Source organism: Cryptosporangium japonicum (assembly GCF_039524755.1).
GTDB lineage: Bacteria > Actinomycetota > Actinomycetes > Mycobacteriales > Cryptosporangiaceae > Cryptosporangium > Cryptosporangium japonicum.
Genome location: NZ_BAAAGX010000016.1, coordinates 280,206 through 301,803, shown reverse-complemented (window position 1 = coordinate 301,803; position 21,598 = coordinate 280,206). Strand labels below are relative to the sequence as shown.

The window sequence follows — 21,598 nt, the reverse complement described above, 5'->3', positions numbered from 1 at the left end:
CGCGCGACCACGACCGCGCGGCCCGGCACCGAGAGCCGCAGCCGGGTCAGCGCCTCGTCGCCGATCGCGTCCCGGCCGGCCGCCGCTCGTGGTGGCGGAAAGTGTCGTACCGGTCTCCTAGAGTGCCGGGCATGGACTGGAAGATCGAACTGATTCCGGTGCCGGTCACCGACGTCGACCGCGCCAAGGCCTTCTACGAGAAGATCGGCTTCAACGCCGACCACGACCACCGGGTCCGCGAAGGCCTGCGGTTCGTGCAGCTGACCCCGCCCGGCTCGGCGTGCTCGATCGTCATCGGCGAGGGCATCACCGAGAAGACCCCGGGCACGCAGGAGATCCAGGTCGTGGTCGCCGACGCCGCGGCCGCCCGCGCCCAGCTCCTCGAGGCCGGCGTGGAGGCGAGCGAGGTGGACCCGCAGCCGTGGGGCGACTTCGTGCACCTCACCGACCCCGACGGCAACTCCTGGTCCCTGCAGGGCCTGAAGTCCCGCCCGAACGGCTGACGCGCCCCCTGGTGTCGCACCGGCTCGCGACCGCTCGGTAACGCTCGAGGCCGCCCTCGCCGGCGCGGCGCTGCTCGCCGGCCCGCGTGCCGAAGCCCGGTGGCCGACCACCGGCACGGCCACGGCGCCGGCTCGTCCAGCGGTGGTCAACAGCGCCTGGGGCGGCGGCCCGGTCAACAGCGCCTGGGGCGGCGGCCCGGTCAACAGCGCCTGGTGCGGCGGCCCGGCTCCGTCGACGGCGGCACCGTCGACCGGACTTCCCCGATCACCACGAGCCCGGAGCGGCCGACGTCTCGAACCCGCGCGCACAGCTCAGGCCGGGCGCGCCTCGGCTTCGATCAGCCAGCACGCCGTCGGCAGGTGCACCTCGCCGTCGCGCACCCAGCGGTCGTAGGCCGGGCGGACCGCGTCCCACACGCGCGTGTACGTCTCCGCGTCGGCGTCGGCCAGCGCGGGAGCGAGCGGCCCGATGCGGGTGAGGTACACCTCGAGGTCCGCCTCCGGCATCCGGCACTCGACGTCCAGCGGCCGGACGACGACGTCCGCCCACCCGGCGGAGTCGAGGTGCTGCCGGGCGGAGACCGGGTCGGCCAGGCCGTACGGTCCCGGCCCGGTCGTCGGGCGCTCCCCGAGGTCGGGCAGCACCGCCCGGGCCGCGGGCACGGCCGCGCGCAGGAACGGGTTCTCCGCCGCGCTGCGCCACACCACGAACCGCAGCGCCGCGCCCTCGACGCACGCCCGGCGCAGGTTCCCGAACGCGGCCCGCGGATTGTCGAAGAACATCACCCCGAACCGCGAGATCACGGTGTCGAAGGCGCCTGCCGGGAACGGGTGGGTCTGGGCGTCCGCGAGCACGAACTCCACCGTGGAACCGGCGCGTTCGCGGGCGGCGGTCACCATCGGCTCGGAGATGTCCACCCCGACGCAGTGGCCACGCCGGGCGGCGGCGATCGTGGTGGCCCCCGTTCCGCACCCGACGTCCAGGATCCGGCGCGCGTCGCCGGGCGGGATCGTGCCGAGCAGCGCGTCGGCGAGCGGGCGGTAGAGCTCGTCGAGCACGGCGGCGGCCGCGGCCCATCCGTTCCAGGTCGTCGTCATGCCAGCGAATATGTCCGGTCGCGCTGGTACGGGCAACCGGCGGCCGCGAACCGCTCGGCCAGCGCGGGCAGCTCCGCGCGTTCACCGCGCAGCAGCGCGTCGCCGCGGTCGATGATCGTCAGCGCGATCGGGTTGGCCCTGGCCACGGTCCGGGCCACCGGTAACCGGCCGGGCGCCGAGGCGTGCCCGGCCAGCACCGCCGCCTCGGCCCACAGTGCCGCGTACCACGCCTGCCACGTCACCAGGTTCGCGTTCGCCCAGTCCGACGCGTCCTCGGGTTCGGCCGCCAGCCGGGCGAACGCCGCCGGCGCGTCGCCCCGGTGCAGGTCGACGAGCGCGTCGAGCACCGGCACCCAGCCGGCCCGCTGCCGGATCACGTCCGGGTACGCGCCGAGCAGCGCCTTGGTGATCCCGGTCCAGTGCGCCCTCGCGTCGTCGTCGCCGAGCAGGCCGTGCACCGCGGCGACGCAGTACGCGCTCACCGCCAGGTTGCTGGCCACCGGGCGGCCGGCCCGCACCCAGTCCCGTTCCATCCGCTCGCCGGCCTCGACGACCGACGCGAACTCGCCGGCCAGCGTGTCCACGTCGATGCGGCGGGCCAGCCCGATGTGTTCCTCCTCGCGGTAGAACGGCAACGCCGCGACGAGGTCCGCGTGCCGCCGGGCCTCGGCCAGGTCACCGGCGGCGAGGAACAGGTTGCTGCCCATCTGGGCGGCGTCGAAGAACTCGAACCCGGTGCGGGCGTCGATCGGTTCGCCCGACAGCACGGGCAGGCGGCCGCGGACGGCGTCCAGTGCGGCGGCGACGTCGCGGTCGGCGAGTTCGACGACGATGAGCTGGTCGAGCACGATGTTCTCCAGCAGCGGGTCGCCGGCCGCGCGGGCCAGTTCCAGCGCGGCGCGGGTGCGGGCCCGGGAACGTGCGGTCGCGCCGGGGGCCCAGCCCTCGGCCATCGCGATCGCGGCCACCGCCCGTGGGCCACCGGCCGAGCGGGCCCGGGCCCGGGCCAGGCGCTCCTCGGTCTGCTCCGCCGGAACGGTGCGGCCCATGATGCCGCGGCACCGGTGTTCGTACATCGCGGCCAGCGCGAGGTCCTCGGCGGCGTCGTCGGGGTCGTCGGCGCCGGCCGCGGCCCGTTCGAGCAGGTCGACGGCGTCCGAGCCGAGGTTGCGCACCGCGGCCGCGCCGGCGGCGTAACGCAGGTGGCGGTGGCGGTCGGCGCTCTCGTCGGCCCAGTCGGCGGCCTGCGTGTAACGCAGCTGGGCCTCGCCGGGGCGCCCGCGCCGGAACGAGACCGCCGCGACGAGCTCGGCCAGCCCCGCGGCCTCCGCGCCCCGCCCCGGCCGCGCGCCGACCCACCGCAGCGCGGCCCGCCCGTCGTCGAGCACCGGGTCCGCGACCGCGCACCAGTTACGCAGCGCCCGGCCCGCGTCCGCGGCGCGGTGGCCGGTCCGGGCGGCGTCCGCGTCCGGGTCGGCCTCGGCGAGCAGCGCGGCCAAGCGGTCGCGTGACCAGCGCAGGTGCTCCTCCCGGTAGTCCGGCGAGAGCTCCGCGGCGTACTGGCGGATCGTCTCCAGCATCCGGTAGCTGGTCACCGCGCCCCGCCGCGGCGCCACCAGGTTCCAGTCGACGAGCCGCCCCAGCACGTCGAGCGTCGCCGTCCGCGGCCGGCCCAGCACCGCGGCCAGCGACTCGGCGTCGAAGCGCGCCGCGAACACCGCCGCGGCACGCAGCGCCGCGCGCTCCTCCGGCCCGAGCAGCGCATAGCTCCAGTCGATCGTCGCGCGCAGCGAGGTGTGCCGGCCCTCCGCGCGATACCCCGCGGTCAGCAGCGGGAGGTCGGCGCCGAGCAGGCCGTCCAGCCCGATCGCCGGAACCCGCGCGGCCGCCAGTTCGATCGCCAGCGCCATCCCGTCGAGGCCGGTGCAGATGCCCCGGATGACCTCTTCCTCGCCGGCCGACGGAGCCGGCGCCCCACCCGCGACCATCCGGGCCGCGAACAACAGCCCGGCGTCCGCGGTGGACAGCCCCGGCACCGCGAACACGCTCTCGTACGGCAGCATCAGCCGGATCCGGCTGGTGGCCAGCACCCGCAGCCGCGGGCACCCGGTGAGCAGCCGCTCCACCGCACTACGCACCCCGTCGACGACGTGTTCGCAGTTGTCGAGCACCAGCACCCCGTCGCGCCCGGCCAGCGCGGCCAGCAGCGCCTGTTCCCGGTTCGTCCCGGCCCGCTCCGGCACCCCCACCGCGTCGGCGACCGCCGCCACCACCATCGCCGGGTCCACGATGCGCACCAGGTCGACGAACGTCGCGCCGTCGGGGTAGTCGCCGGTCAGCCGGTGCGCGGCCGCCACCGCCAGCCGGGTCTTCCCCACGCCGCCGGGCCCGGTCGCGGTGACCAGGCGTTCCCGGGTGACCGCGCCGACGAGCGCGTCGAGTTCACGGACGCGTCCGACGAACGACGTGAGCGGGGACGGCAGCGACGGCCGGGTGCCCGCGGTCGGCGCCAGCCGGGCCAGCTCCCGCCGGTCGGCGACCCCGAGCTTGCGCAGCAGGGCGGACACGTGGCTCTCCACGGTGCGCACCGACACCACCAGCCGCGTCGCGATCTCGACGTTCGTGAGCCGATCGGCGAGCAGAGCCAGTACCTCGGCCTCACGGGCGGTCAGCGTCTCGGCCACGGACCCAGTCTTGCGTGGTGGCCACGGACGGACAACCTCCGTGGCGCGCACGGATGTCCCCGCACGCGGGCCGCCCCAGAGTGGGAACCATGACAACTGCACTCGCCAACGGCGTGGACACCGGGGCCCTGTTCGCCACCATCGACGCGGTCAAGGCCGACCCGCGGATCGCCGAGTTCCGGTTCCGCGCGACGAACACCTGGGTCAGCGGCACCCACAACCGGTCGACTATCGACGGGTTCTACGGCGCGACCCAGGAGATGAACCACGCCGAGCCGCGCAGCTACGACGCCGACCACCCGGCCGTGCTGGTCGGCGCCGACCACGGCCCGACCGGACCGGAGTTCCTGCTGCACGCGCTCGCGGCCTGCCTGACCGGCGGCATCGCGAACATCGCCGCCGCCCGCGGCGTCACGCTGACCGAGGTGTCGTCCACGGTGGAGGGTGACATCGACCTGCGCGGCATCCTCGGCCTCGACGAGGGCGTCCGGAACGGCTTCTCACAGATCCGGATCAGCTTCCATCTGCGCGGCGACGACCCGGCGAAGCTGCGCGACGTGGTCGAACGCTCCGCGGCCCGTTCGGCCGTGCTGGACGTGCTCACCAGCGGGGTCGCGGTGCGGATCGACGTCGACGGCGGCTGAGTTGCCGCGGTCCCGGCCGACCCCGCATCCGCCCGACCCGAACGGAGCACCGTGTCCCTGAACGTGCCGCTGTACTCGCGTCCCCTCTACTCGGCGTACGACGTGGTCGTGGTCGGCGCCCGGGTGGCCGGCGCGTCGGCCGCGCTGCTGCTGGCCCGCGCCGGATTGTCGGTGCTGGTCCTCGACCGCGGCCAGTACGGCCTCGACACGCTCTCGACGCACGCGCTGATGCGCGGCGGCGTCGGCCGGCTCGCCCGCTGGGGCGTGCTGCCCGCGCTGTGGGCCGCGGGCACACCCCCGGTCCCGTCGGTGACGTTCCACTACGGTGACGACGCCGTGAGCGTCCCGGTGCGCCCGGGCGGCGGGGTCGACGCGCTCTGCGCCCCGCGGCGCACCGTGCTCGACCCCGCCCTGGTCGACGCGGCCGTGCGCGCCGGCGCCGAGGTGCGCTACGGCTTCGAGGTGACCGCGCTCGACGTCGACGTCGAGGGGCGCGTCACCGGCGTGCGTGCGCGGTCCCGGCGGGGGCCGGAGGTCGCGGTGCGCGCCGGGCTGGTGGTCGGGGCCGACGGGGTGCGCTCGGCGGTGGCGCGGCTGGCCGGCGCGGTGGTGGTCCACCAGGCCCGCGACGCCGGGGCCTACGTCTACGGCTACTGGTCGGGGGTGGAGCCGGCGGGCTACGAGTGGGCCTACCGTCCGTCCGTCGCCGCCGGGTTCATCCCGACGAACGACGGGCGGGTGTGCGTCTTCACCGGCGCGAGCCCGGCCCGGGTGGGACGCGGCGGACGCGCGGTGTTCGACGCCCTGCTCGCCGAGGCGTCACCGGGGCTGGCCGCCCGGGTCGCGGCCGGCACCCCGCACGGGATCGTGCGGACGTTCCCGGGGCGGCCGGGCTACCTGCGCCGGGCCTGGGGGCCGGGCTGGGCCCTGGTCGGCGACGCCGGCTCGTGGAAGGACCCGATCGGCACCTCCGGCCTCTCCGACGCGCTGCGCGACGCCGAGCTGCTGGCCGACGCGGTCGTCGCGGACGCGTTCGGCGACTACGAGGCCGAGCGTGACCGGCTCACCCGGCCGCTCCTCGACCTCGCCGACCGGGTCGCGGGCTACCGCTGGGACGCCACCGAGATCCGCGGGCTGGTCCGGGCGATGAGCGACGCGATGAGGGAGGACGTCAGCGGACGAGCAGCGAGTCCAGAAAACGCAGGGCGGCGTTGACGTTCTCGACGCGCCAGCCGGCCAGGACCGCGCCGAAGCCCTCGGCGTGCTGACGCTGGTTCTCCAGCGCGTCGCGCACCGGCGCCAGTGCCCGCTGCTGCGCGGCGACCAGCTCGTCCGGCGGCAGGTCGCGGCGCAGCCGCAGCGCGAGCTTGACCAGGAGCTCCGAGCGCAGGTCACGCACGTGCGCGACCGGCTGACGCAGCCACGTGCGCACCGCGGACGTGCCCTCGGCGGTGCTGCTCAGCATCGATCGACGCGGGCCCCGGTCGCCCGCCTCGGTCGCGTCGCGCCGGACCAGCCCGAGGTCGACGAGGCGGTCGACGCACCGGTAGACGATCGGCCGGGGCACGTGCCAGGCCCGCCCGACGTCGTTCTGCGCCGCGGTCAGCGTCGCGATCGCGAAGCCGTGGGTGGGGTGCTCGTCGACGAGCGTGAGCACGATCCACTCCGGCAGGGACAGCGCGGGCAGCGCGGGCATCCGCCCACCCTAGTGCGGTGCCCCCGGGCCCGGCCGGTGCGCGTCCAGCGCGGCGGCGATCTCACCGGCCGCGGCGAGCTGCTCGGGGGTCAGCGCGTCGACGAACAGCTCGCGCACCGCGGTGAGGTGCGGCACGGTCGCGGCCCGGAACGCGCCCGCGCCCTCCGCGGTGAGCACCGCCTCCTGGCCGCGGTTGTCCCCGGTGCGGTTCTCCCGCCGGATCAGCCCCCGCCGCTCCATCCGCCCGAGGTGGTGCGACAGGCGGCTGCGCTCCCAGCCCACCGCGTCGGCCAGCGCGGACGAGCGCAGCCGGTGCCCCTCGGCCTCGCTCAGCGCCAGCAGGACCGCGTAGTCGCCGGGGGAGAGCCTGGTGTCGGCGGCCAGTCGCGCGGCCAGCGTCGCCTTGAGCCGGTCGGTGGTCTCGAGGAAGTCCCGCCAGACGGTGAGCTCGTCGCGCGTCGGCAGCCTCCGGGTCCGGGGAATAGCGGCCACCTCCAAGTGATTGACGTGTCAATGATACTGGAGGGAGCCGTCATGACCGACCTGGAACTGGGCCTCGACACGTTCGGTGACGTACCGGTGGACGACGCCGGCGCGCCCGTCTCGCACGCCGCCGCGATCCGCCAGGTGATCGACGAGGCCGTGCTCGCCGACGAGCTCGGCGTCGACGTGATCGCACTGGGCGAGCACCACCGCCCGGAGTACTCGATCTCCACGCCGGAGACCGTGCTGGCCGGCATCGCGTCACGCACCCGGCGGATCAAGCTCGCGTCCGGCGTCACCGTGCTCAGCTCGGACGACCCGGTGCGGGTGTTCCAGCGCTTCGCCACCGTGGACGCGATCTCGAACGGCCGGGCCCAGGTGATCCTGGGGCGCGGTTCGTTCACCGAGTCGTTCCCGCTGTTCGGGTACGACCTGAGCGACTACGACGTGCTCTTCGAGGAGAAGCTCGACCTGTTCGCCGAGCTCCTCGAGGAACGGCCGGTGACCTGGGATGGCACGACCCGCGCCGCCCTGGTCGACGCGGACGTGTTCCCGAAGACCGAGTCGGGTCACCTGGACACCTGGGTCGGCGTCGGTGGGTCCCCGCAGTCGGTCGTGCGCACCGCGCGCTACGGGCTGCCGCTGATGCTCGCGATCATCGGCGGGCCGGCCGGGCGGTTCGCGCCCTACGTCGACCTGTACCGGCGGGCCGCCGAGCAGCTCGGCACCGAGGCGCACCCGGTCGGCATGCACTCGCCCGGTTTTGTCGCCGACACCGACGAGGAGGCCAGGGAGCTGTTCTACCCGGCGTACAAGGTGCAGCGCGACCGCATCGGCGCGCTGCGCGGCTGGCCGCCCCTGCGTCGCGAGGAGTTCGACGCCGAGGTGTCGGGCGGCTCGCTCTACGTCGGCGCGCCGGAGACCGTCGCCCGGCGCGTCGCCGCGGCGGTGAAGACGCTGGGCGTGGGACGGTTCGACCTGATCTACACCGTCGGCGCGCAGTCGGTCGGCGCACGCACCCGTGCCGTCGAGCTGTACGGGGCGAAGGTCGCGCCGCTGGTCCGTGAGATGGTGGCCGGGTGACGACCCTCGGAATTCTCGGAGCCGGCAAGGTCGGCACGGTGCTGGCCCGGCTCGCGGTGGCGGCCGGCTACGACGTGCTGATCGCCGGCTCCGGCGACCCGGCGAAGATCGCGCTGATCGTCGACGTGCTGGCGCCCGGCGCCCGGGCGGTGCCGGCCGCCGACGCCGCGGCCGGCGCCGACGTCGTCGTCCTGGCGTTGCCGCTCGGCAAGTACCGCGCGGTGCCGGTGGAGCAGCTGCGCGGCAAGGTCGTCGTCGACGCGATGAACTACTGGTGGGAGATCGACGGTGTGCGCGACGACCTGACCGACCCGCGCACGTCGTCGAGCGAGATCGTGCAGGCCTACCTGCCGGAGTCACGCGTCGTGAAGGCGTTCAACCACATGGGCTACCACGACCTCGAGGGTGAGGCCGGCGCCGCCGAGCGCAAGGCGATCGCGATCGCCGGCGACGACGACGCGGCCATGGCCACGGTCGCCGGGCTCGTCGACGCGCTGGGCTTCGACCCGGTGGTGGCCGGTCCGCTCGCGGAGGGGGTGCGCCTGCAACCGGGCGCGGAGCTGTTCGGCGCGAACGTGGACGCGGCCGGTGTCCGCGAGATGCTGGCCCGCTATCCCGACACGGACCAGGGCCGCTCCGTGGCCGCGGCCCGAGCCGCCGGCTAGCGCGGTCGGCTCCACCACCCGCACACCCGCGGCCGAACCGATCACGCGTCCCAATCGCCCAACGCTCCCTCGAGCGCCCCCAGCGCGGCGTCGATGAGTGACCACCGTGCGTCCGCGGGGCACCCCGCGTCGACCCAGCGCAGACACGCCGCGTCCAGGAACCCGAAATAGCCCCACAGCGCGAACTCCCGGCGCAGCCCGGTGCGCGGGGAGAGCAGCGCGCGGAGACGCTCGACGTAATCCCGGCGGGCGTCGGCGCGCACGGCGGCCGCGGCGGCCGGTTCGCCGCCGGGGTGGCGGAACGGGACGGCCCACGCCTCCGGGTGCCCGGCGATGTGATCGAGGTAGACGAGCGTGGTGGCGCGGAGCCGGTCGCGCGCCGGAACGCCGTCGGGCAGGGCCCGGAGCGCCTCGGCCTGCTGGGCGAGCAGCGCGTCGATCGCCCGCCGGACGAGCGCGGCGTAGAGCTGGTCCTTGCCGGCGAAGTACCGGTACACGAGGGCCTCGGAGGCGCCGGCCCGCGCCGCGATCACGCTCACGGCCGTGCCGGCGTACCCGTGTTCACGGAAGGCCTCGGCGGCCGCGGTGAGGATCGTCTCCTGGCGCTGCCCGGGATCGAGCCGTCGGCGTGGGCGGCGGTCCGGTCGGTTCACGTTGCTACTCTAGCCGTTAGTGAGTTCGACTCAGTAAGGGAGTGGCATGGGCTGGATCGAGCACGCCGTCTGGTGGCACGTGTATCCCCTGGGGTTCTGCGGCGCCCCGATCCGGGAGGAGGATCCGGCGCCGGCGCCCCGGCTGCGCCGCCTGCTCCACTGGCTCGACTACGCAATCGAGCTCGGCACGAACGGCCTGCTCCTGGGGCCGGTGTTCACCGCGGGCACGCACGGGTACGACACCCTCGACCACTTCGCGATCGATCCGCGGCTCGGGAACGCCGACGACTTCGACGAGCTGATCGCCGCCTGCCGCGCCCGCGGCTTACGCGTCGTCCTCGACGGCGTGTTCAGCCACGTCGGGCGCTCCCACCCCGACCTGGTCCGCGCACTGCGCGAGGGCCGGGGCGCGCCGGGCGCCGGCCGCTTCGACATCGACTGGGAGCGGCGTGAACCGCGGGTCTTCGAGGGCCACGACGGGCTGGCGCGCCTGGACCACCGGAGCGAGGAGGCGCTCGACTACACCACCGCGGTGCTGACGCACTGGCTGGACCGCGGCATCGACGGCTGGCGGCTGGACGCGGCCTACTCGGTGGACCCGGCGTTCTGGCGCGAGGCGCTCGGGCGCACCCGGGAACGCCACCCCGGCGCCTGGTTCCTGGCCGAGGTGATCCACGGTGACTACGGGGCGTTCGCCAAGGCGTCCGGTGTGGACGCGGTGACCCAGTACGAGCTCTGGAAAGCGATCTGGTCCAGCCTCGCCGACCGGAACTTCTACGAGCTCGACTGGTCACTGCGACGCCACGACCGGTACGTGGGCGACGTCGGGCTGAACACGTTCGTGGGCAACCACGACGTGACCCGCATCGCGACCACGGTCGGCCCGGACGGCGCCCTCGCCGCGCTCGCGGTGCTGCTCACGGTCGGCGGGGTGCCGTCGATCTACTACGGCGACGAGCAGGGCTTCACCGGCGTCAAGGAGGAACGGCTCGGCGGCGACGACGCGGTCCGGCCGGCCTTCCCCGACGAGCCCGCGCAGCTCGCGCCGTGGGGCGAGCGCCTGCACCGCGCCCACCAGGACCTGATCGGGCTCCGGCGGCGCCACCCCTGGCTGCACTCCGCGACGACCGAGGCGCTCACGCTCACCAACACCGAGTACACCTACCGGGTCAGCGGCGGCGGCGAGCACCTCGACGTCGCCCTGGCCGGCACCGACGTGCGCATCCTCGACGCCGATGGCGGCGTTCTCTGGCACAGCTGAGCCATACTCGCCCCATGACGTGCACGGGGTGTGGTGCGCAGGAGTTCGACGAGGGCTTCCTCGAGGACGGTGGCGAGTCCTCGCGGGGCTACACCCGCTGGATCGAGGGGCCGCTCCAGCGGGGCATCTTCGGCGGGGCCAGGACGATGGGCAAACCGCGGCGCGAGGTCCGCGCGTTCCGGTGCCGCCAGTGCGGGCACCTGGAGCTGTACGCGGGCGACTACGTGTGACGCCGCGCGGCGGGCCGGCCGGTGCGCCGGCCCGTCACCGCGCGGTCAGGAGACGTTGACGACGACGCCGGAGCTCCCGAACGAGCCGTAGAGCGTGAGCTTCGTGATCTTCTGGCCCTTCGGGATGTCCCACGCGACGATCATGTCCTCGCTGCCGCCGGCCGCGACGTCGCCGAGGAACTTGCTGGTGTCGTCGGGGTTCGACGCGACAGTGGCCGTGATGTCGGCGTCGACGGTGTCGCCGCCGTCGGTCGTCGCCTGGTACTTCGACGCCGCGACCAGCGAGACCTCGCCGCTGCCGACGTTCTTCACGGTGGCCTTCATCTGGCAGTACTGGCCCTTGGGCGTGTACTTGGCGTACTGGCCGATCTCGTTGATGCCGCACTTGACCGACGTGACCGTGAACTCGGCGTCGCCGTCGCGGGCCGGCGTGTTCAGCGCGCCCTCCGGGCCGCCGGCCGGGGCGTCGCTCGCGCCGCTGTCGGGGGCGCCGCTGGTGATCGCGGGCGGGGAGAAGCTGTAGCGGTCGGCGGCCTCGTTGGCCGCGTCCTTGGCGCCGTTGTACAGGAAGAAGCCCACGACACCACAGACCAGACATAACGCGACGAAGACGCCACCGATGATCGCGGCGATCTTGCCGCCGTTCGACTTCTTCGGCGGCGGGACCTGGCCGTACGGCGGCGGGCCCGGCTGCCCGTACGCCGGCTGACCGTACGGCTGCTGCCCGTAGGCGGGCTGCCCGTACGGCGGCTGACCATAGGGCTGACCTGCGGCGGGATCGCCGTACGAGGGCGGCTGCGGAAGGTCGCCGTACGGTTGCTGCGGGCCGGGGTTGTACGGCGGCCCCGAGCCGTGCGGCGGCTGCGGGCCGCTCCCGTACGGCTGCTGCGGGTCGTTAGGGTACGTCATGAGTACGGAAGGTACCCCGGCCCGCCAGCCCCGCGCGGAGCGCGGTGGACACCGGTCAGCTCACGGCCTGGTGGAACGGGGCGGCGAGCGCGCGGTTCGCGGCCAGGGCGGCCTCGGCCCGGGCGATCCGCCGCCGGTTCGTCACCGGGTTGACGAACGGCAGCGCGCACGCGAGCACCCCCACCGCCGGCGTCAGCGCGGTGCGTGCGGTCGGCTCGTCCAGGAACGCCGCCAGGCCGGCGACGATCAGCCCGGCGCCGAGCAGGCAGAACACCCAGCGCATCGACCGCATCCGGCGTACGCCGTGCTCGTTCGCGGCGAGCACGTACAGCGCGTGCGACGCGGCGGCGCCGGCCAGCTCGGGGCGGGTGACCGCGTCACCGTGGCGCACCGCGCGGCGCACCTGCGTGCTCGACGCCCGGTCGAGGCCGTCGGTGCCTTCCGGCAGGCCCGGGCTGCGTCCCCGCAGGAACAGCACGAGCGCGACGGCGACGACGATCGGCAGCAGCAGGATCCCGAGGTCGGTCATGCCGAAGCGGTTACCCCGTGTGGACGGTTTCTTACCACGGCACCGTTTCGTTCTCGCCGCCCTCGCCGCCGTGGACCGGGCCGCCGACGTGACCCCGAGCATGTTCACGCACCACCGGTTCGCCGGTGTCGCACCCGGCTCCGTGCGACGCGAACCCCCCGTCGTACCACGACGCGCTCAGGCCCGCAGGAACGTGAGCACGGCACGCACGCGGCGGTGTTCGCGGTCGTCCGGAGCCAGGCCGAGCTTGGCGAAGATCGCCCCGATGTGCGCCTCCACCGTCTTCACCGACAGGTGCAGCTCGGCCGCGACCGCCGCGTTCGACAGGCCCTGCGCCATCAGCCCGAGCACGGACCGCTCCCGCGCGGTGAGTTCCTCGAGCGGATCCTGTTCGCGTCGACGGCGCACCAGCTGGGCCACGAGTTCGGGGTCCATCACGGTCTGGCCGCCCCCGATCCGGCGGACGTCACCGGCGAACGCCGTCAGGTCGGACACCCGGTCCTTCAACAGGTACCCCACCCCGCCGTCGAACTGCGTCATCAGCCGCAGCGCGTGGTGCACCTCGACGTACTGCGACAGGATCAGCAGCCCCACCTCGGGCGCGGTGGCCCGGATCGCGGCCGCGGCGTCGATGCCCTCGGCGGAGAAGCCCGGCGGCATCCGCAGGTCGACCACCGCCACGTCCGGGGGATCGCGGCGCACCATGGCCAGCAGCCCCGCCCCGTCGGAGGCCTGGCCGGTCACCACGAACCCGGTCTCGGCGAGGATCCGGGCGACGCCCTCACGCAGCAGGACGGAGTCGTCGGCGAGCATCACGCGCACGGGATCACCGTCGCGATCCGGGTTCCCGACGGGCCACTGTCGACCTCCAGCCGCGCGCCGAGCGTCGCCAGCCGGTCGGCCAGCCCCTCCAGCCCGCTGCCGGTGCGGAACGCGGCGCCGCCACCGCCGTCGTCGGTGACGTCGATCGCGAGCCGGTCCCCGCGCCGGGTCAGCCCGACCCGCACCACCGACGCCCCCGAGTGTTTCGCCGCGTTCGTCAGGCCCTCGCCGACGAAGAAGTACGCGGTCGCCTCGACCTCGGCGGGCAGCCGGGACGCCACGTCGAACGCGACCCGCACCGGTATCGCCGACCGGTCGGCGAGTTGTTCCACGGCCGCTCCCAGCCCGTCCTCGGTCAGCACCGCCGGGTGCAGTCCCCGGGCCAGCTCACGCAGCTGCGCGGTCGCGGCCAGCACCCGGGTCCGCGCCGACTCGGCCCGGGCGGCCAGCGCACCGTCGCCGGAGGCCTCGGCCAGCCGCACCAGGCTGCCCAGCTCGAACGCCGCGGTCACCAGGTGCTGCTGGGCGCCGTCGTGCAGGTCGCGTTCCAACCGGCGGCGGGCGGCGTCGCCGGCGGCCACCAGGCGCTGCGCGGTGCCCTGCAGCTCGAGGATCAGCCCGGCCTGGGCCGCGACCTCACCCACCAGGCGACGTTCGGCGGCCGACAGCGGGTCGGCCTTGACGACCGTGAGCGCACCCCGGAACCGCCCGTCGTGGACGATCGGCACCCCCGACACGTCGCTCAGCGCGCACACCCCGGCCGGGCGGGCGCTCTCCGGCCACGCCGACACCGCACGCAGCTCGTCGGCGGTTCCGGCCCAGAGCACGACCTCGCGGGCCCCGACCCCGTCGGCGACCGTGGCGCAGACGCCGTCGAGCGGGCGCCCGGCCGGCGTCGCCAGGTGCGTGGACAGCCGGGCCAGCGCCTCGTAGGCGGTCGCGCGGTGCCCGTACACCAGCCGGTCGGCCAGCCGCTGCACCCGGCGGCGCAGCGGTTCGAACGCCACCGCGACCACCCCGGTGGCCACCAGTGAGGCGTAGCCGGAGACCAGCTGCCCGATGCTCGTCACCAGCACCGCGTAACCCAGCGTGACGAGGCCGGCCATCACCGCGAACACGAACGCCTTGTTGAGCACCGGGTCGATGTCGTACAGCCGGTACTTGAGGATCGCCGCGCCGGCCGCGACCGCCACCAGGGGCACGGCCAGCACCCCGGCCAGCGGGCTGCCCCAGACGAGCAGGCCGGCCACCATGACCACGCCGGACCCGACCGCCGCGACGACGAACACGCGCAGCTGACGCGCCTCGTCGCCGCGGGCCCGGCGCAGCCGGACGACGACGCACACCACCCAGACCAGCTGGAACAGCAGATAACCGACGCCCCGGGCGACCTGGTAGAACGCGTCCGCCCGTCCCGGCAGGTGCAGCGGGTGCGGGGCCACCAGCCCGGTGCGGGCGTACTCCACCGGCCACAACGCCGACACGACCGACAGGACCAGGCCGACCGCGGCCAGCACGCCGACCACCGGCCGCCAGCCCGGCGAGGGCAGCCGCCCGTCCGGGAACGCCATGATCGTGACGCCGACCAGCACCAGCACCAGCGGCAGCGGCCACACCCCGAGCCAGCCGATCCACGACGCGCCCGGCAGCGGGCCGGGGTGCAGCCCGTACTCCCGCGCGGCGAACATCCAGGCGTGCGCGGCCCCGGTGGCGACGAACAGCCACCCCTCGCGGACCGCCGGCCGGCGTCGCACGACGTAGAGACCGACCGCGCCGAACGACGCCCCGATCAGACCGTTGTGCAGGTTGCCCAGGTGCGGGCCCAGCACGAACCCGGCGACGACGAGCGCGGTGACGCCCACGCCGACGATCGCCGCGCGAACGGTGCTGGTCATGGCCGCATCGTCGCAGAACTCCGGGCCCGTGCGGATCAGGGCTGGCCCTAGGACCCGCAGGGGCCGGCCCCGATGTCCCGGGCCGCCGCGGCCCCGATCGTGGAGCGCAGTCCGCCTACCGAGGGAGCGCCCCGTGACATCCACCGACCGCCTGCTGACCGGGTCCCTGCTCGTGGCCCCGCCGGTCTACCTCGCCGCCGACCTGCTCTACGCGCTCCGCGGTTGGGACGACCCGGCCGCCGGGGTGCTGCACGTGCTCGGCGCCACCGGGTACGTCCTGGTGCTGTTCCGGGCCGCCGCCACCCGGCGGGGCGCGTTCGCAGTCGCGTTGCTCGTGGTCGGGGTGCTCGGCGCGGCCGGGAACATCGGGTACGGGTTCAACACGCTGCACGTCGCGCTGGGTGACACCGACCTCAACGACGCCGGTGGCGCCGCGACGCTGATCAAGGTGCTGGGTCTCTGCTTCCCGCTCAGCCTCCTGCTGATCGCGGTGGGCCTGCGCCGCGAGCGCGCGTGGGTCGCGGCCGGCCTGGCCGTCGCCGCGGTCGGCTGGCCGGTCGCGCACATCGCGAACGTCGGCTGGCTCGCCGTCGTGGTGAACGTGGTGCTGGTCGCGTCGTTCGGGGCGCTGGCCACGGCCCGCGCCGCGCTCACCCCGGCCCCGGTATCCTGACCGGTAGACGCGACTGGCGGCACTGGGATGGTCGGAACCATCGGGGAGCCTCGGCGCGGGAGTCGACCGCCTGGGCTTCCGCTCTGAAGAGGAGCGTCGATGTCCGCCCGACTCCTGCCCGGCGGCCCGGTGGCCGCCTCCGTTCTCGCCGATGTCGCCCGGCGGGCCGACGCGCTGCGCGCCCGGGGCGTGCGGCCCGGCCTGGCGACGGTCCTGGTCGGTGACGACGAGGCCAGCGCCGGTTACATCCGCATCAAGCAGAAGCAGGCCGCCGACCTGGGCTTCGACTCGCCGCACCGGCACCTGCCCGCTGACGCCGGCCAGGACGACCTGCTCGAGGTCATCACCGGCTTCAACGCCGACGAGAGCGTGCACGGCGTGCTCGTGCAGTACCCGATCCCCGGCCACCTCGACTACGACGCCGCCCTGCAGGCCCTCGACCCCGACAAGGACGTCGACGGCATGCACCCGGTGAACATGGGGCGGCTCGCGGTGGGCCTGCCCGGGCCGTTGCCGTGCACCCCGGCCGGCATCGAGGCGCTGCTCGCGCACTACGAGATCCCGGTCGCCGGGCGCGAGGTCGTCATCCTCGGGCGGGGCGCGACGCTCGGCCGGCCGCTGGCCATGCTGCTCGCGCAGAAGCGGCCGACCGCGAACGCCGCGGTCACCGTCGTGCACACCGGTGTCGGGGACTGGGAGCGCTACACCCGGCGCGCGGAGATCCTGATCGCCGCGGCGGGCGTGCCGGGCATCGTCCGGCCCGAGCACGTCCGCCCGGGTGCGGTCGTGATCGGCGCCGGGGTGCGCTACGCCGGCCGGCGGCTCCTGCCCGACGTCGACGAGGCGTGCGAGCAGGTGGCGTCGGCCATCACGCCGCGGGTCGGCGGCGTCGGACCGACGACCGTCGCGATGCTGTTCCGCAACGCGGTGGCGGCGGCCGAACGGGCCACCCGCTAGCGCTCCAGCGCCGAGCGGGAGGCGTCCGGCAGCGAGCTGGTCAGGCCGGTCGCGGACAGGATGCGGCGCAGCGGACCGGAGGGGTTGGTCACCGCGAGGCCGTATCCGGCGTCGGTGAGCGTGGCCTGCGCGCGCAGCAGCGTCGCCAGGCCCCGCGCGTCGATGAACCGCAACGCGGTGCAGTCGAGCACGACCGGGCCGCCGGGCCGCGGCAGCAGCGAGTCGATCGCTCCGAGCAGCAGCGGCCCGGTCTGGAGGTCGAGTTCGCCGGACAACTCCACGCGGACGCCGGTCTGGTACCGGTGCACGGTGACGGTGAGTGGGGTGTCGGGGTCGGCAAAGTACGAATCGGTCACGGAGACCTCCGGTCAGGGTGCCGTGGCGGCGCGCGTGCATGACCGGGCTCTGGGCCGAACCCAGTCTGGAGTCTAACCCCGGTTCGAGGGTTCCGCCCGGTGGGCGCGGGTACCGCTTTTCTTCCCGAGGCCCGAGGAGTCTCACATGCCGGACACCGCCCATCTGCGGCTGTACCTGCGTCCCACTCCGGCCGCGGCCCCGGAGGCGCGCCGGATGCTGGCGGCGGCCTGCGCGGCCTGGTCGATCGAGGACGTGGGCGCGGCGGCGGCCGTGGTGGTCACCGAGCTGGTCGACAACGCCGTGCGGCACGCGGGCACGGACCTGATCGTGACGATGACCTACCGGGGTGCCTACCTGCACCTCTCGGTGACCGACGGGTCGGCCGCCCCGTCGACGATCCCGGTCGGCCGCGGAGCAAGCGGCCTGCGGCTGGTCGACATTTTCGCCAGCGGCTGGGGCGTTTTGCCGGTGCCGGACGGGAAATCCGTGTGGGCGACGCTCGCCACGCACTGACCGATGTGGAGGTGCCCGATGATCGAGCCGATCGCGGCCGGTGGCCGGGTCGTGCCCTCCGCCGAGCTCACCGACCTCCTCGTCGCGATGCCCGACGTCGAGGTGCTGCTGCGGGACGCGGCCGTGCGGGCGGCGAGCGCGTTGGCGCCGGGCGTCTCCTGCGGCATCACGATCCTGCGCGACGGCCCCCCGGTCACGGCGGCGGCGAGCGACGAGCTCGGTCCGGCCGTCGACGAGCAGCAGTACGAGATGGACGAGGGACCGTGCCTCGACGCCGCGCGTCACCACGAACCGGTCGACGTGCCGGTGTTCGAGGAGGAGGGCCGCTGGCCGCGGTTCCGGTCGCGGGCGCTGGCCGCCGGCGTCCGCAGCTCGTACTCGCTGCCGTTGGTCGTCGACGACCGGTCGGTCGGTGCGGCGAACTTCTACGGTGACCGGCCCGCGCGGTTCGGCGCGACCGAGCGGGCCTACGCGGGCGCGTACACCGCCGAGGTCGGGAAGGTTCTCCGGGTCGCGCTGCGCCACGTCGAGCAGGTCGAGCTCATCGGCCAGCTCCGCGAGGCGCTGACCTCGCGCGCCACGATCGACCAGGCGATCGGCATCCTGATCGCCCGTCAGCGGATCAGCCCCGAAGAGGCGTTCGCGTTGCTGCGCCGCGCCTCGCAGAACAGCAACCTGAAGCTGCGCGACGTGGCGGCCGCCCTCGTGCGCTCGGCGTCACGGGGCCACTGACCGGTTCCCGGTGATCTCGACGCAGAACTGGGACACGGTCCCGTCCCCGAGGTCGCGGCCGGCCACCAGCATCCGGCGCCGCGCCCCGTCCGCGTCCAGGTACTCCCTCTCGGACGGTCCGATCCGGCCGGTGGCCGACGGCCGGGCCCAGGGCCGGTCGCCGCTCCCGGCGCACCCCGGTGGGGCCAGCCGCTCCCAGGACAGCGCCCGCTCCTCGACGTCCGCGCGGGTGTAGCCGGTCATCCGCAGGAACTCGTCGTTCGCGTCGAGCAGCGTGCCGGTGGACACGTCGTAGCACGCGGAGCCGATCACCCCGGCCTCCAGCACCTGACGCAGCCGCTCGTCGGCGGCCCGGCGCACCCGGGACAGGTCGAGCTGCGCGCTCACCCGCGCCACCAGCTCCCGCGCCGAGAACGGCTTGACGACGTAGTCGTCGGCGCCCGCGAGCAGCCCGTCGATCGCGGCCCGCTCACCGGCCCTGGCCGTCACCAGCACGACCGGGAGCGACTCCAGCGCCGGGTGGCCGCGGACCGCGCGCAGCAGCGCGAACCCGTCGGCGCCGGACGTCGTGACGTCGGTGATCACCAGGTCGGGCGGCTCCTTCTCGGCCGCGCGCAGCGCCTCGTCCCCGTTGCGTGCGGCCACCACCGTCCAGGCCTCGCCCAGCAGCCGGCGCAGGTACCCGCGCATGTCCGGGTCGTCGTCGACGACCAGGATGCGTGCCCCGGGCGCCCGGCGGGCCGGTGGATCACCGGGACCGGCCGGGAAGTCGTCCCCCGGATCGAGCGCGGACCCGCCGTCCCAGCCCTCGGCCTCGGCCGCCATCGTCGCGGCCACCCGCCGCTGACCGGACGGAGCCCGCTCGGGGTCACCGGCCCGGGCCCGGGTGCCGCGGGGCACCCAGACGGTGACCGTGGTGCCGGCGTCCGGTTCGCTCGTGGCCCGCACCCGGCCGCCGTGCGCACGGACCAGCTCGTGCACCAGCGCGAGGCCGATCCCGGCGCCGTCGGACGTGCGGCCGTGGGCGCCCCGGACCCGGTGGAAGCGCTGGAAGAGCCGGGGGAGTTCCGCAGACGGGATACCGACGCCGGTGTCCGCGACGACGAGCTCGGCGTGCTGCGGCAACCCGCGCAGCGTCACCGTGACCGAGCCGTTCCAGGTGTATTTGAGCGCGTTGGACAGCAGGTTCGCGACGATCGTCTCCCACATGTCCGGGTCGACCCAGACCGGCTCGGCCAGGGGCGGGGTGTCGAGCGTCAACGTCAGGCCGGCGACGTCGGCGGCGCCGCGGAACAGCGCCACGACGTCGCCGGTCAGCGCGGACAGGTCCACCGGCGTGAAGCCGGCCCGCAGCCGGCCGGCCTCGGCGCGGGAGAAGTCGAGCAGGTGTCCGACCAGCCGCAGCAGCCGCTGGGTGTTGCGCACGAGGAGATCCAGGTCGGCGGCGCGGTCGGAGATCCGGTCGTCGGGACGGGTGCGCAGGTCCTCCAGCGGTCCGAGCATCAACGTCAGCGGCGTGCGGAACTCGTGGCTCACGGAGGAGAAGAACTCCGTCTTGGCCCGGTCCAGCTCGGCCAGGCGGGCCAGCCGCTGCCGCTCGCGCTGCCGGGCGTGCGACTCCGCGACCTTGGCGGCGACCGTGTCGGCGACCAGCTCCAGGAACTCCCGGTAGTGCTCGTGCAGCGGCAGGCGCGGGTGGACGCCGAGCACCAGCACGGCGACGACGCGGTCCTCGGCCTCGTCACGCAGCGGGAACAGCACCGCGCGCTCCAGCGCCGGCGGCCCGGAGCCGTCCCGCGCGCCCCGGAAACGCGCTGCGACGTCGTCGAGGTCGACCGGGCCCCCGGACCGGACCGCCTCGTGCACGGGCCACGCGGTGCCGGGGACCAGCCGGACGTCCCACGGGGCCAGCGCGCCGCCCTCGTCGGCGCCCACCACGCCGACCAGCCCGGCCCGCTGCCCGCCCGCGTCCACCGCGTACGCCGCCGCGAACGGGACGTCGTCGGACGCGGCGAGCGAGGCCACCAGGGTCCGGATCGCCGCGGTCCGGCTCGGGCCGACCGGAGCGCCGGCGAGCCGGTTGACGGTCCGGAGCCGCCGGGCGGTCAGGACCTCGTCGGTGCGTTCGTGGAACGACTCGTACACCCCGATCACCGCGCCGCTGGTGTCGCGGATCGGGGTGTACGACATGTCGAACCAGACGTCTTCGAGCCGCCCGTGCCGCTCCAGCACGACCAGCTGGGCCGGGTGGTAGATCCGCTCGCCGCGGTACACGGCGGCCAGCACCGGCAGCATGTAGTCCACGAGCTGCGGATACGAGGCCGCGTACGGCTGCGCGAACACCTCGGCGTGGCGTCCGCCCAGCGACGGCACCGTCGCCTCGTTGAACAGCTGGAGGTGGGCGTCGCCGAAGTAGAGCGCGACCGCGTGCGGGGAGTCGACGGCGAGCCGGACGGCCACCCGCCGGGCGTCCGGCCAGGTGCGTACCGCCCCGAGCGCGGTGCCGGCCCAGTCGACGTGCCGCGCCAGCTGCGCGACCGTCCCGTCGTCGCCGAACGTCGCGCTGATGGCGCCGGTCTCGTCGGGGCGGCGGGGGAGCGGCCGGCCGCGCACCACGTCGGCGACGACCGGGCTGATCCCGTGCAGCGGCAGGACCAGGTCGGCGCCGGCCTCGGCGGCGGCGCGCGGCATCGACGGCTGCTCGGCGGTCTCCTCGCTCTGCGCGATGACGACGCCGCCCGCCGCCAGCAGCGCCGCGGTGCCGGCGGCGCCGTCACGGAGCATGCCGGTGAGGACGACGGCCAGCGCGCGGCTGCGCAGCGAGTCCGCCAGCGACATCAGCAGGGCGTCGTGGGGGTGGTCGCGGGCCCCGTCCGGGGTGGGGAACAGGCCGTAGCCGTGGTCGGGGTAGATCTCCATCCGCTGCATCGGCGGGCAGACCGTCACCTGCCCGAGCCGGAGCACGCCGCCGTGCGTCGCCCAGTGCAGCTGCTGGCCGACCCGGCGGCGCAGGATGCGCAGCAGCGAGCTGCCCTGCCGGCCGAGGTGCTGCTGGACGACGATCGCCACCGGCAGGTCGGCCGGCAGCTCACGCAGGATCGTCGTCACCGCGTCGAGGCCACCGGCGGAGGACACCAGCGCGACGACGTCCACCGGGGACCGCGTCTCGTCGGGCATTGGATCAGTGTCGCTCACCGGTCCCGCCTCCACC

At 74.9% G+C, this 21,598-nt stretch carries 22 protein-coding genes and 1 riboswitch; of the genes, 11 read left to right on the top strand and 11 right to left on the bottom strand.

What is annotated here, in order from left to right:
- Window positions 1-131: 131 nt before the first annotated feature.
- Window positions 132-503, top strand: coding sequence for a VOC family protein (locus ABD437_RS21070; protein ID WP_344650601.1), 372 nt, complete (start codon window positions 132-134; stop codon window positions 501-503).
- 312 nt (window positions 504-815) lie between these two features.
- On the opposite strand, the gene ABD437_RS21065 is transcribed toward ABD437_RS21070, so the two are convergent.
- Window positions 816-1,601 (bottom strand): class I SAM-dependent methyltransferase, encoded by a 786-nt coding sequence (locus tag ABD437_RS21065; protein WP_344650600.1) that lies wholly within the window; start codon window positions 1,599-1,601, stop codon window positions 816-818.
- Complete coding sequence (locus tag ABD437_RS21060) at window positions 1,598-4,285, bottom strand: ATP-binding protein (RefSeq protein ID WP_344650599.1); 2,688 nt, start codon at window positions 4,283-4,285, stop codon at window positions 1,598-1,600. Before ABD437_RS21060 ends, ABD437_RS21065 begins: the two co-directional genes overlap by 4 nt.
- Before the next feature lie 89 nt (window positions 4,286-4,374).
- Here ABD437_RS21060 and ABD437_RS21055 point away from each other — a divergent pair, with 89 nt between their 5' ends.
- Together ABD437_RS21055 and ABD437_RS21050 are read left to right on the top strand one after the other, a co-directional pair.
- Complete coding sequence (locus tag ABD437_RS21055; protein ID WP_344650598.1) at window positions 4,375-4,929, top strand: OsmC family protein; 555 nt, start codon at window positions 4,375-4,377, stop codon at window positions 4,927-4,929.
- A 51-nt stretch (window positions 4,930-4,980) separates the two neighbouring features.
- On the top strand, window positions 4,981-6,144 hold the full coding sequence (locus ABD437_RS21050; protein WP_344650597.1) for an NAD(P)/FAD-dependent oxidoreductase: 1,164 nt from the start codon (window positions 4,981-4,983) through the stop codon (window positions 6,142-6,144).
- Here ABD437_RS21050 and ABD437_RS21045 read toward each other — a convergent pair.
- Both ABD437_RS21045 and ABD437_RS21040 read right to left on the bottom strand, forming a co-directional pair.
- Complete coding sequence (locus tag ABD437_RS21045; protein ID WP_344650596.1) at window positions 6,101-6,625, bottom strand: PadR family transcriptional regulator; 525 nt, start codon at window positions 6,623-6,625, stop codon at window positions 6,101-6,103. The two genes, ABD437_RS21050 and ABD437_RS21045, sit on opposite strands and share 44 nt — an antisense overlap.
- A gap of 9 nt (window positions 6,626-6,634) precedes the next feature.
- Window positions 6,635-7,117 carry a MarR family winged helix-turn-helix transcriptional regulator gene (locus ABD437_RS21040; RefSeq protein ID WP_344650595.1) on the bottom strand — a complete coding sequence of 161 codons (483 nt, stop codon included), beginning with the start codon at window positions 7,115-7,117 and terminating at the stop codon, window positions 6,635-6,637.
- Window positions 7,118-7,159: 42 nt separating this feature from the next.
- Between ABD437_RS21040 and ABD437_RS21035 the strand changes: the two genes are divergently transcribed.
- Together ABD437_RS21035 and ABD437_RS21030 are read left to right on the top strand one after the other, a co-directional pair.
- The gene (locus ABD437_RS21035; RefSeq protein WP_344650594.1) at window positions 7,160-8,191 is read left to right on the top strand and encodes an LLM class flavin-dependent oxidoreductase; all 1,032 of its coding nucleotides are present in this window, start codon (window positions 7,160-7,162) and stop codon (window positions 8,189-8,191) included.
- Window positions 8,188-8,856 (top strand): NADPH-dependent F420 reductase, encoded by a 669-nt coding sequence (locus ABD437_RS21030; RefSeq protein WP_344650593.1) that lies wholly within the window; start codon window positions 8,188-8,190, stop codon window positions 8,854-8,856. Before ABD437_RS21035 ends, ABD437_RS21030 begins: the two co-directional genes overlap by 4 nt.
- 41 nt (window positions 8,857-8,897) lie before the next feature.
- Here the strand turns inward: ABD437_RS21030 and ABD437_RS21025 are convergent, their stop codons facing one another.
- A complete protein-coding gene (locus tag ABD437_RS21025) occupies window positions 8,898-9,509 on the bottom strand; it encodes a TetR/AcrR family transcriptional regulator (RefSeq protein WP_344650592.1) in 612 nt (203 codons plus the stop codon).
- Window positions 9,510-9,555: 46 nt separating this feature from the next.
- On the opposite strand from ABD437_RS21025, the gene ABD437_RS21020 reads away from it, so the two are divergent.
- Together ABD437_RS21020 and ABD437_RS21015 are read left to right on the top strand one after the other, a co-directional pair.
- Window positions 9,556-10,770 (top strand): alpha-amylase family protein, encoded by a 1,215-nt coding sequence (locus ABD437_RS21020; protein WP_344650591.1) that lies wholly within the window; start codon window positions 9,556-9,558, stop codon window positions 10,768-10,770.
- Window positions 10,771-10,784: 14 nt separating this feature from the next.
- The gene (locus ABD437_RS21015) at window positions 10,785-11,000 is read left to right on the top strand and encodes a hypothetical protein (RefSeq protein ID WP_344650590.1); all 216 of its coding nucleotides are present in this window, start codon (window positions 10,785-10,787) and stop codon (window positions 10,998-11,000) included.
- Window positions 11,001-11,045: 45 nt separating this feature from the next.
- Here ABD437_RS21015 and ABD437_RS21010 read toward each other — a convergent pair whose 3' ends face one another.
- The 4 genes from ABD437_RS21010 to ABD437_RS20995 form a co-directional block, all read right to left on the bottom strand.
- Window positions 11,046-11,909, bottom strand: a complete 864-nt coding sequence (locus ABD437_RS21010; protein ID WP_344650589.1) for a DUF4352 domain-containing protein — start codon at window positions 11,907-11,909, stop codon at window positions 11,046-11,048.
- Between the two features lie 55 nt (window positions 11,910-11,964).
- Window positions 11,965-12,438, bottom strand: coding sequence for a hypothetical protein (locus ABD437_RS21005; protein WP_344650588.1), 474 nt, complete (start codon window positions 12,436-12,438; stop codon window positions 11,965-11,967).
- Window positions 12,439-12,615: 177 nt separating this feature from the next.
- A complete protein-coding gene (locus ABD437_RS21000) occupies window positions 12,616-13,251 on the bottom strand; it encodes a response regulator transcription factor (protein ID WP_344650770.1) in 636 nt (211 codons plus the stop codon).
- On the bottom strand, window positions 13,251-15,155 hold the full coding sequence (locus ABD437_RS20995; protein WP_344650587.1) for a sensor histidine kinase: 1,905 nt from the start codon (window positions 15,153-15,155) through the stop codon (window positions 13,251-13,253). Before ABD437_RS20995 ends, ABD437_RS21000 begins: the two co-directional genes overlap by 1 nt.
- A gap of 133 nt (window positions 15,156-15,288) precedes the next feature.
- On the opposite strand from ABD437_RS20995, the gene ABD437_RS20990 reads away from it, so the two are divergent.
- Together ABD437_RS20990 and ABD437_RS20985 are read left to right on the top strand one after the other, a co-directional pair.
- The gene (locus tag ABD437_RS20990) at window positions 15,289-15,828 is read left to right on the top strand and encodes a hypothetical protein (protein ID WP_344650586.1); all 540 of its coding nucleotides are present in this window, start codon (window positions 15,289-15,291) and stop codon (window positions 15,826-15,828) included.
- Window positions 15,828-15,911, top strand: a riboswitch (ZMP/ZTP riboswitch). (Overlaps the previous gene by 1 nt.)
- Before the next feature lie 16 nt (window positions 15,912-15,927).
- Window positions 15,928-16,785 carry a bifunctional 5,10-methylenetetrahydrofolate dehydrogenase/5,10-methenyltetrahydrofolate cyclohydrolase gene (locus tag ABD437_RS20985; protein ID WP_344650585.1) on the top strand — a complete coding sequence of 286 codons (858 nt, stop codon included), beginning with the start codon at window positions 15,928-15,930 and terminating at the stop codon, window positions 16,783-16,785.
- On the opposite strand, the gene ABD437_RS20980 is transcribed toward ABD437_RS20985, so the two are convergent.
- The gene (locus ABD437_RS20980) at window positions 16,782-17,141 is read right to left on the bottom strand and encodes an STAS domain-containing protein (RefSeq protein WP_344650584.1); all 360 of its coding nucleotides are present in this window, start codon (window positions 17,139-17,141) and stop codon (window positions 16,782-16,784) included. The genes ABD437_RS20985 and ABD437_RS20980 overlap by 4 nt on opposite strands.
- Window positions 17,142-17,286: 145 nt before the next feature.
- On the opposite strand from ABD437_RS20980, the gene ABD437_RS20975 reads away from it, so the two are divergent.
- Window positions 17,287-17,655, top strand: a complete 369-nt coding sequence (locus ABD437_RS20975; RefSeq protein WP_344650583.1) for an ATP-binding protein — start codon at window positions 17,287-17,289, stop codon at window positions 17,653-17,655.
- Between the two features lie 18 nt (window positions 17,656-17,673).
- Window positions 17,674-18,387, top strand: a complete 714-nt coding sequence (locus tag ABD437_RS20970) for a GAF and ANTAR domain-containing protein (protein WP_344650582.1) — start codon at window positions 17,674-17,676, stop codon at window positions 18,385-18,387.
- Here ABD437_RS20970 and ABD437_RS20965 read toward each other — a convergent pair.
- Window positions 18,373-21,564 (bottom strand): chemotaxis protein CheB, encoded by a 3,192-nt coding sequence (locus ABD437_RS20965; RefSeq protein ID WP_344650581.1) that lies wholly within the window; start codon window positions 21,562-21,564, stop codon window positions 18,373-18,375. The genes ABD437_RS20970 and ABD437_RS20965 overlap by 15 nt on opposite strands.
- Window positions 21,565-21,598 lie beyond the last annotated feature (34 nt).

What these genes read in the sequence shown, in the direction of transcription:
- ABD437_RS21070 (WP_344650601.1), top strand. Translation starts at nt 132, where the DNA reads ATGGACTGGAAGATCGAACTGATTCCGGTGCCGGTCACCGACGTCGAC.
- ABD437_RS21065 (WP_344650600.1), bottom strand. Translation starts at nt 1,601, where the DNA reads ATGACGACGACCTGGAACGGATGGGCCGCGGCCGCCGCCGTGCTCGAC.
- ABD437_RS21055 (WP_344650598.1), top strand. Translation starts at nt 4,375, where the DNA reads ATGACAACTGCACTCGCCAACGGCGTGGACACCGGGGCCCTGTTCGCC.
- ABD437_RS21045 (WP_344650596.1), bottom strand. Translation starts at nt 6,625, where the DNA reads ATGCCCGCGCTGCCCGCGCTGTCCCTGCCGGAGTGGATCGTGCTCACG.
- ABD437_RS21035 (WP_344650594.1), top strand. Translation starts at nt 7,160, where the DNA reads ATGACCGACCTGGAACTGGGCCTCGACACGTTCGGTGACGTACCGGTG.
- ABD437_RS21020 (WP_344650591.1), top strand. Translation starts at nt 9,556, where the DNA reads ATGGGCTGGATCGAGCACGCCGTCTGGTGGCACGTGTATCCCCTGGGG.
- ABD437_RS21015 (WP_344650590.1), top strand. Translation starts at nt 10,785, where the DNA reads ATGACGTGCACGGGGTGTGGTGCGCAGGAGTTCGACGAGGGCTTCCTC.
- ABD437_RS21010 (WP_344650589.1), bottom strand. Translation starts at nt 11,909, where the DNA reads ATGACGTACCCTAACGACCCGCAGCAGCCGTACGGGAGCGGCCCGCAG.
- ABD437_RS21005 (WP_344650588.1), bottom strand. Translation starts at nt 12,438, where the DNA reads ATGACCGACCTCGGGATCCTGCTGCTGCCGATCGTCGTCGCCGTCGCG.
- ABD437_RS21000 (WP_344650770.1), bottom strand. Translation starts at nt 13,251, where the DNA reads ATGCTCGCCGACGACTCCGTCCTGCTGCGTGAGGGCGTCGCCCGGATC.
- ABD437_RS20995 (WP_344650587.1), bottom strand. Translation starts at nt 15,155, where the DNA reads ATGACCAGCACCGTTCGCGCGGCGATCGTCGGCGTGGGCGTCACCGCG.
- ABD437_RS20985 (WP_344650585.1), top strand. Translation starts at nt 15,928, where the DNA reads ATGTCCGCCCGACTCCTGCCCGGCGGCCCGGTGGCCGCCTCCGTTCTC.
- ABD437_RS20975 (WP_344650583.1), top strand. Translation starts at nt 17,287, where the DNA reads ATGCCGGACACCGCCCATCTGCGGCTGTACCTGCGTCCCACTCCGGCC.
- ABD437_RS20970 (WP_344650582.1), top strand. Translation starts at nt 17,674, where the DNA reads ATGATCGAGCCGATCGCGGCCGGTGGCCGGGTCGTGCCCTCCGCCGAG.
- ABD437_RS20965 (WP_344650581.1), bottom strand. Translation starts at nt 21,564, where the DNA reads ATGCCCGACGAGACGCGGTCCCCGGTGGACGTCGTCGCGCTGGTGTCC.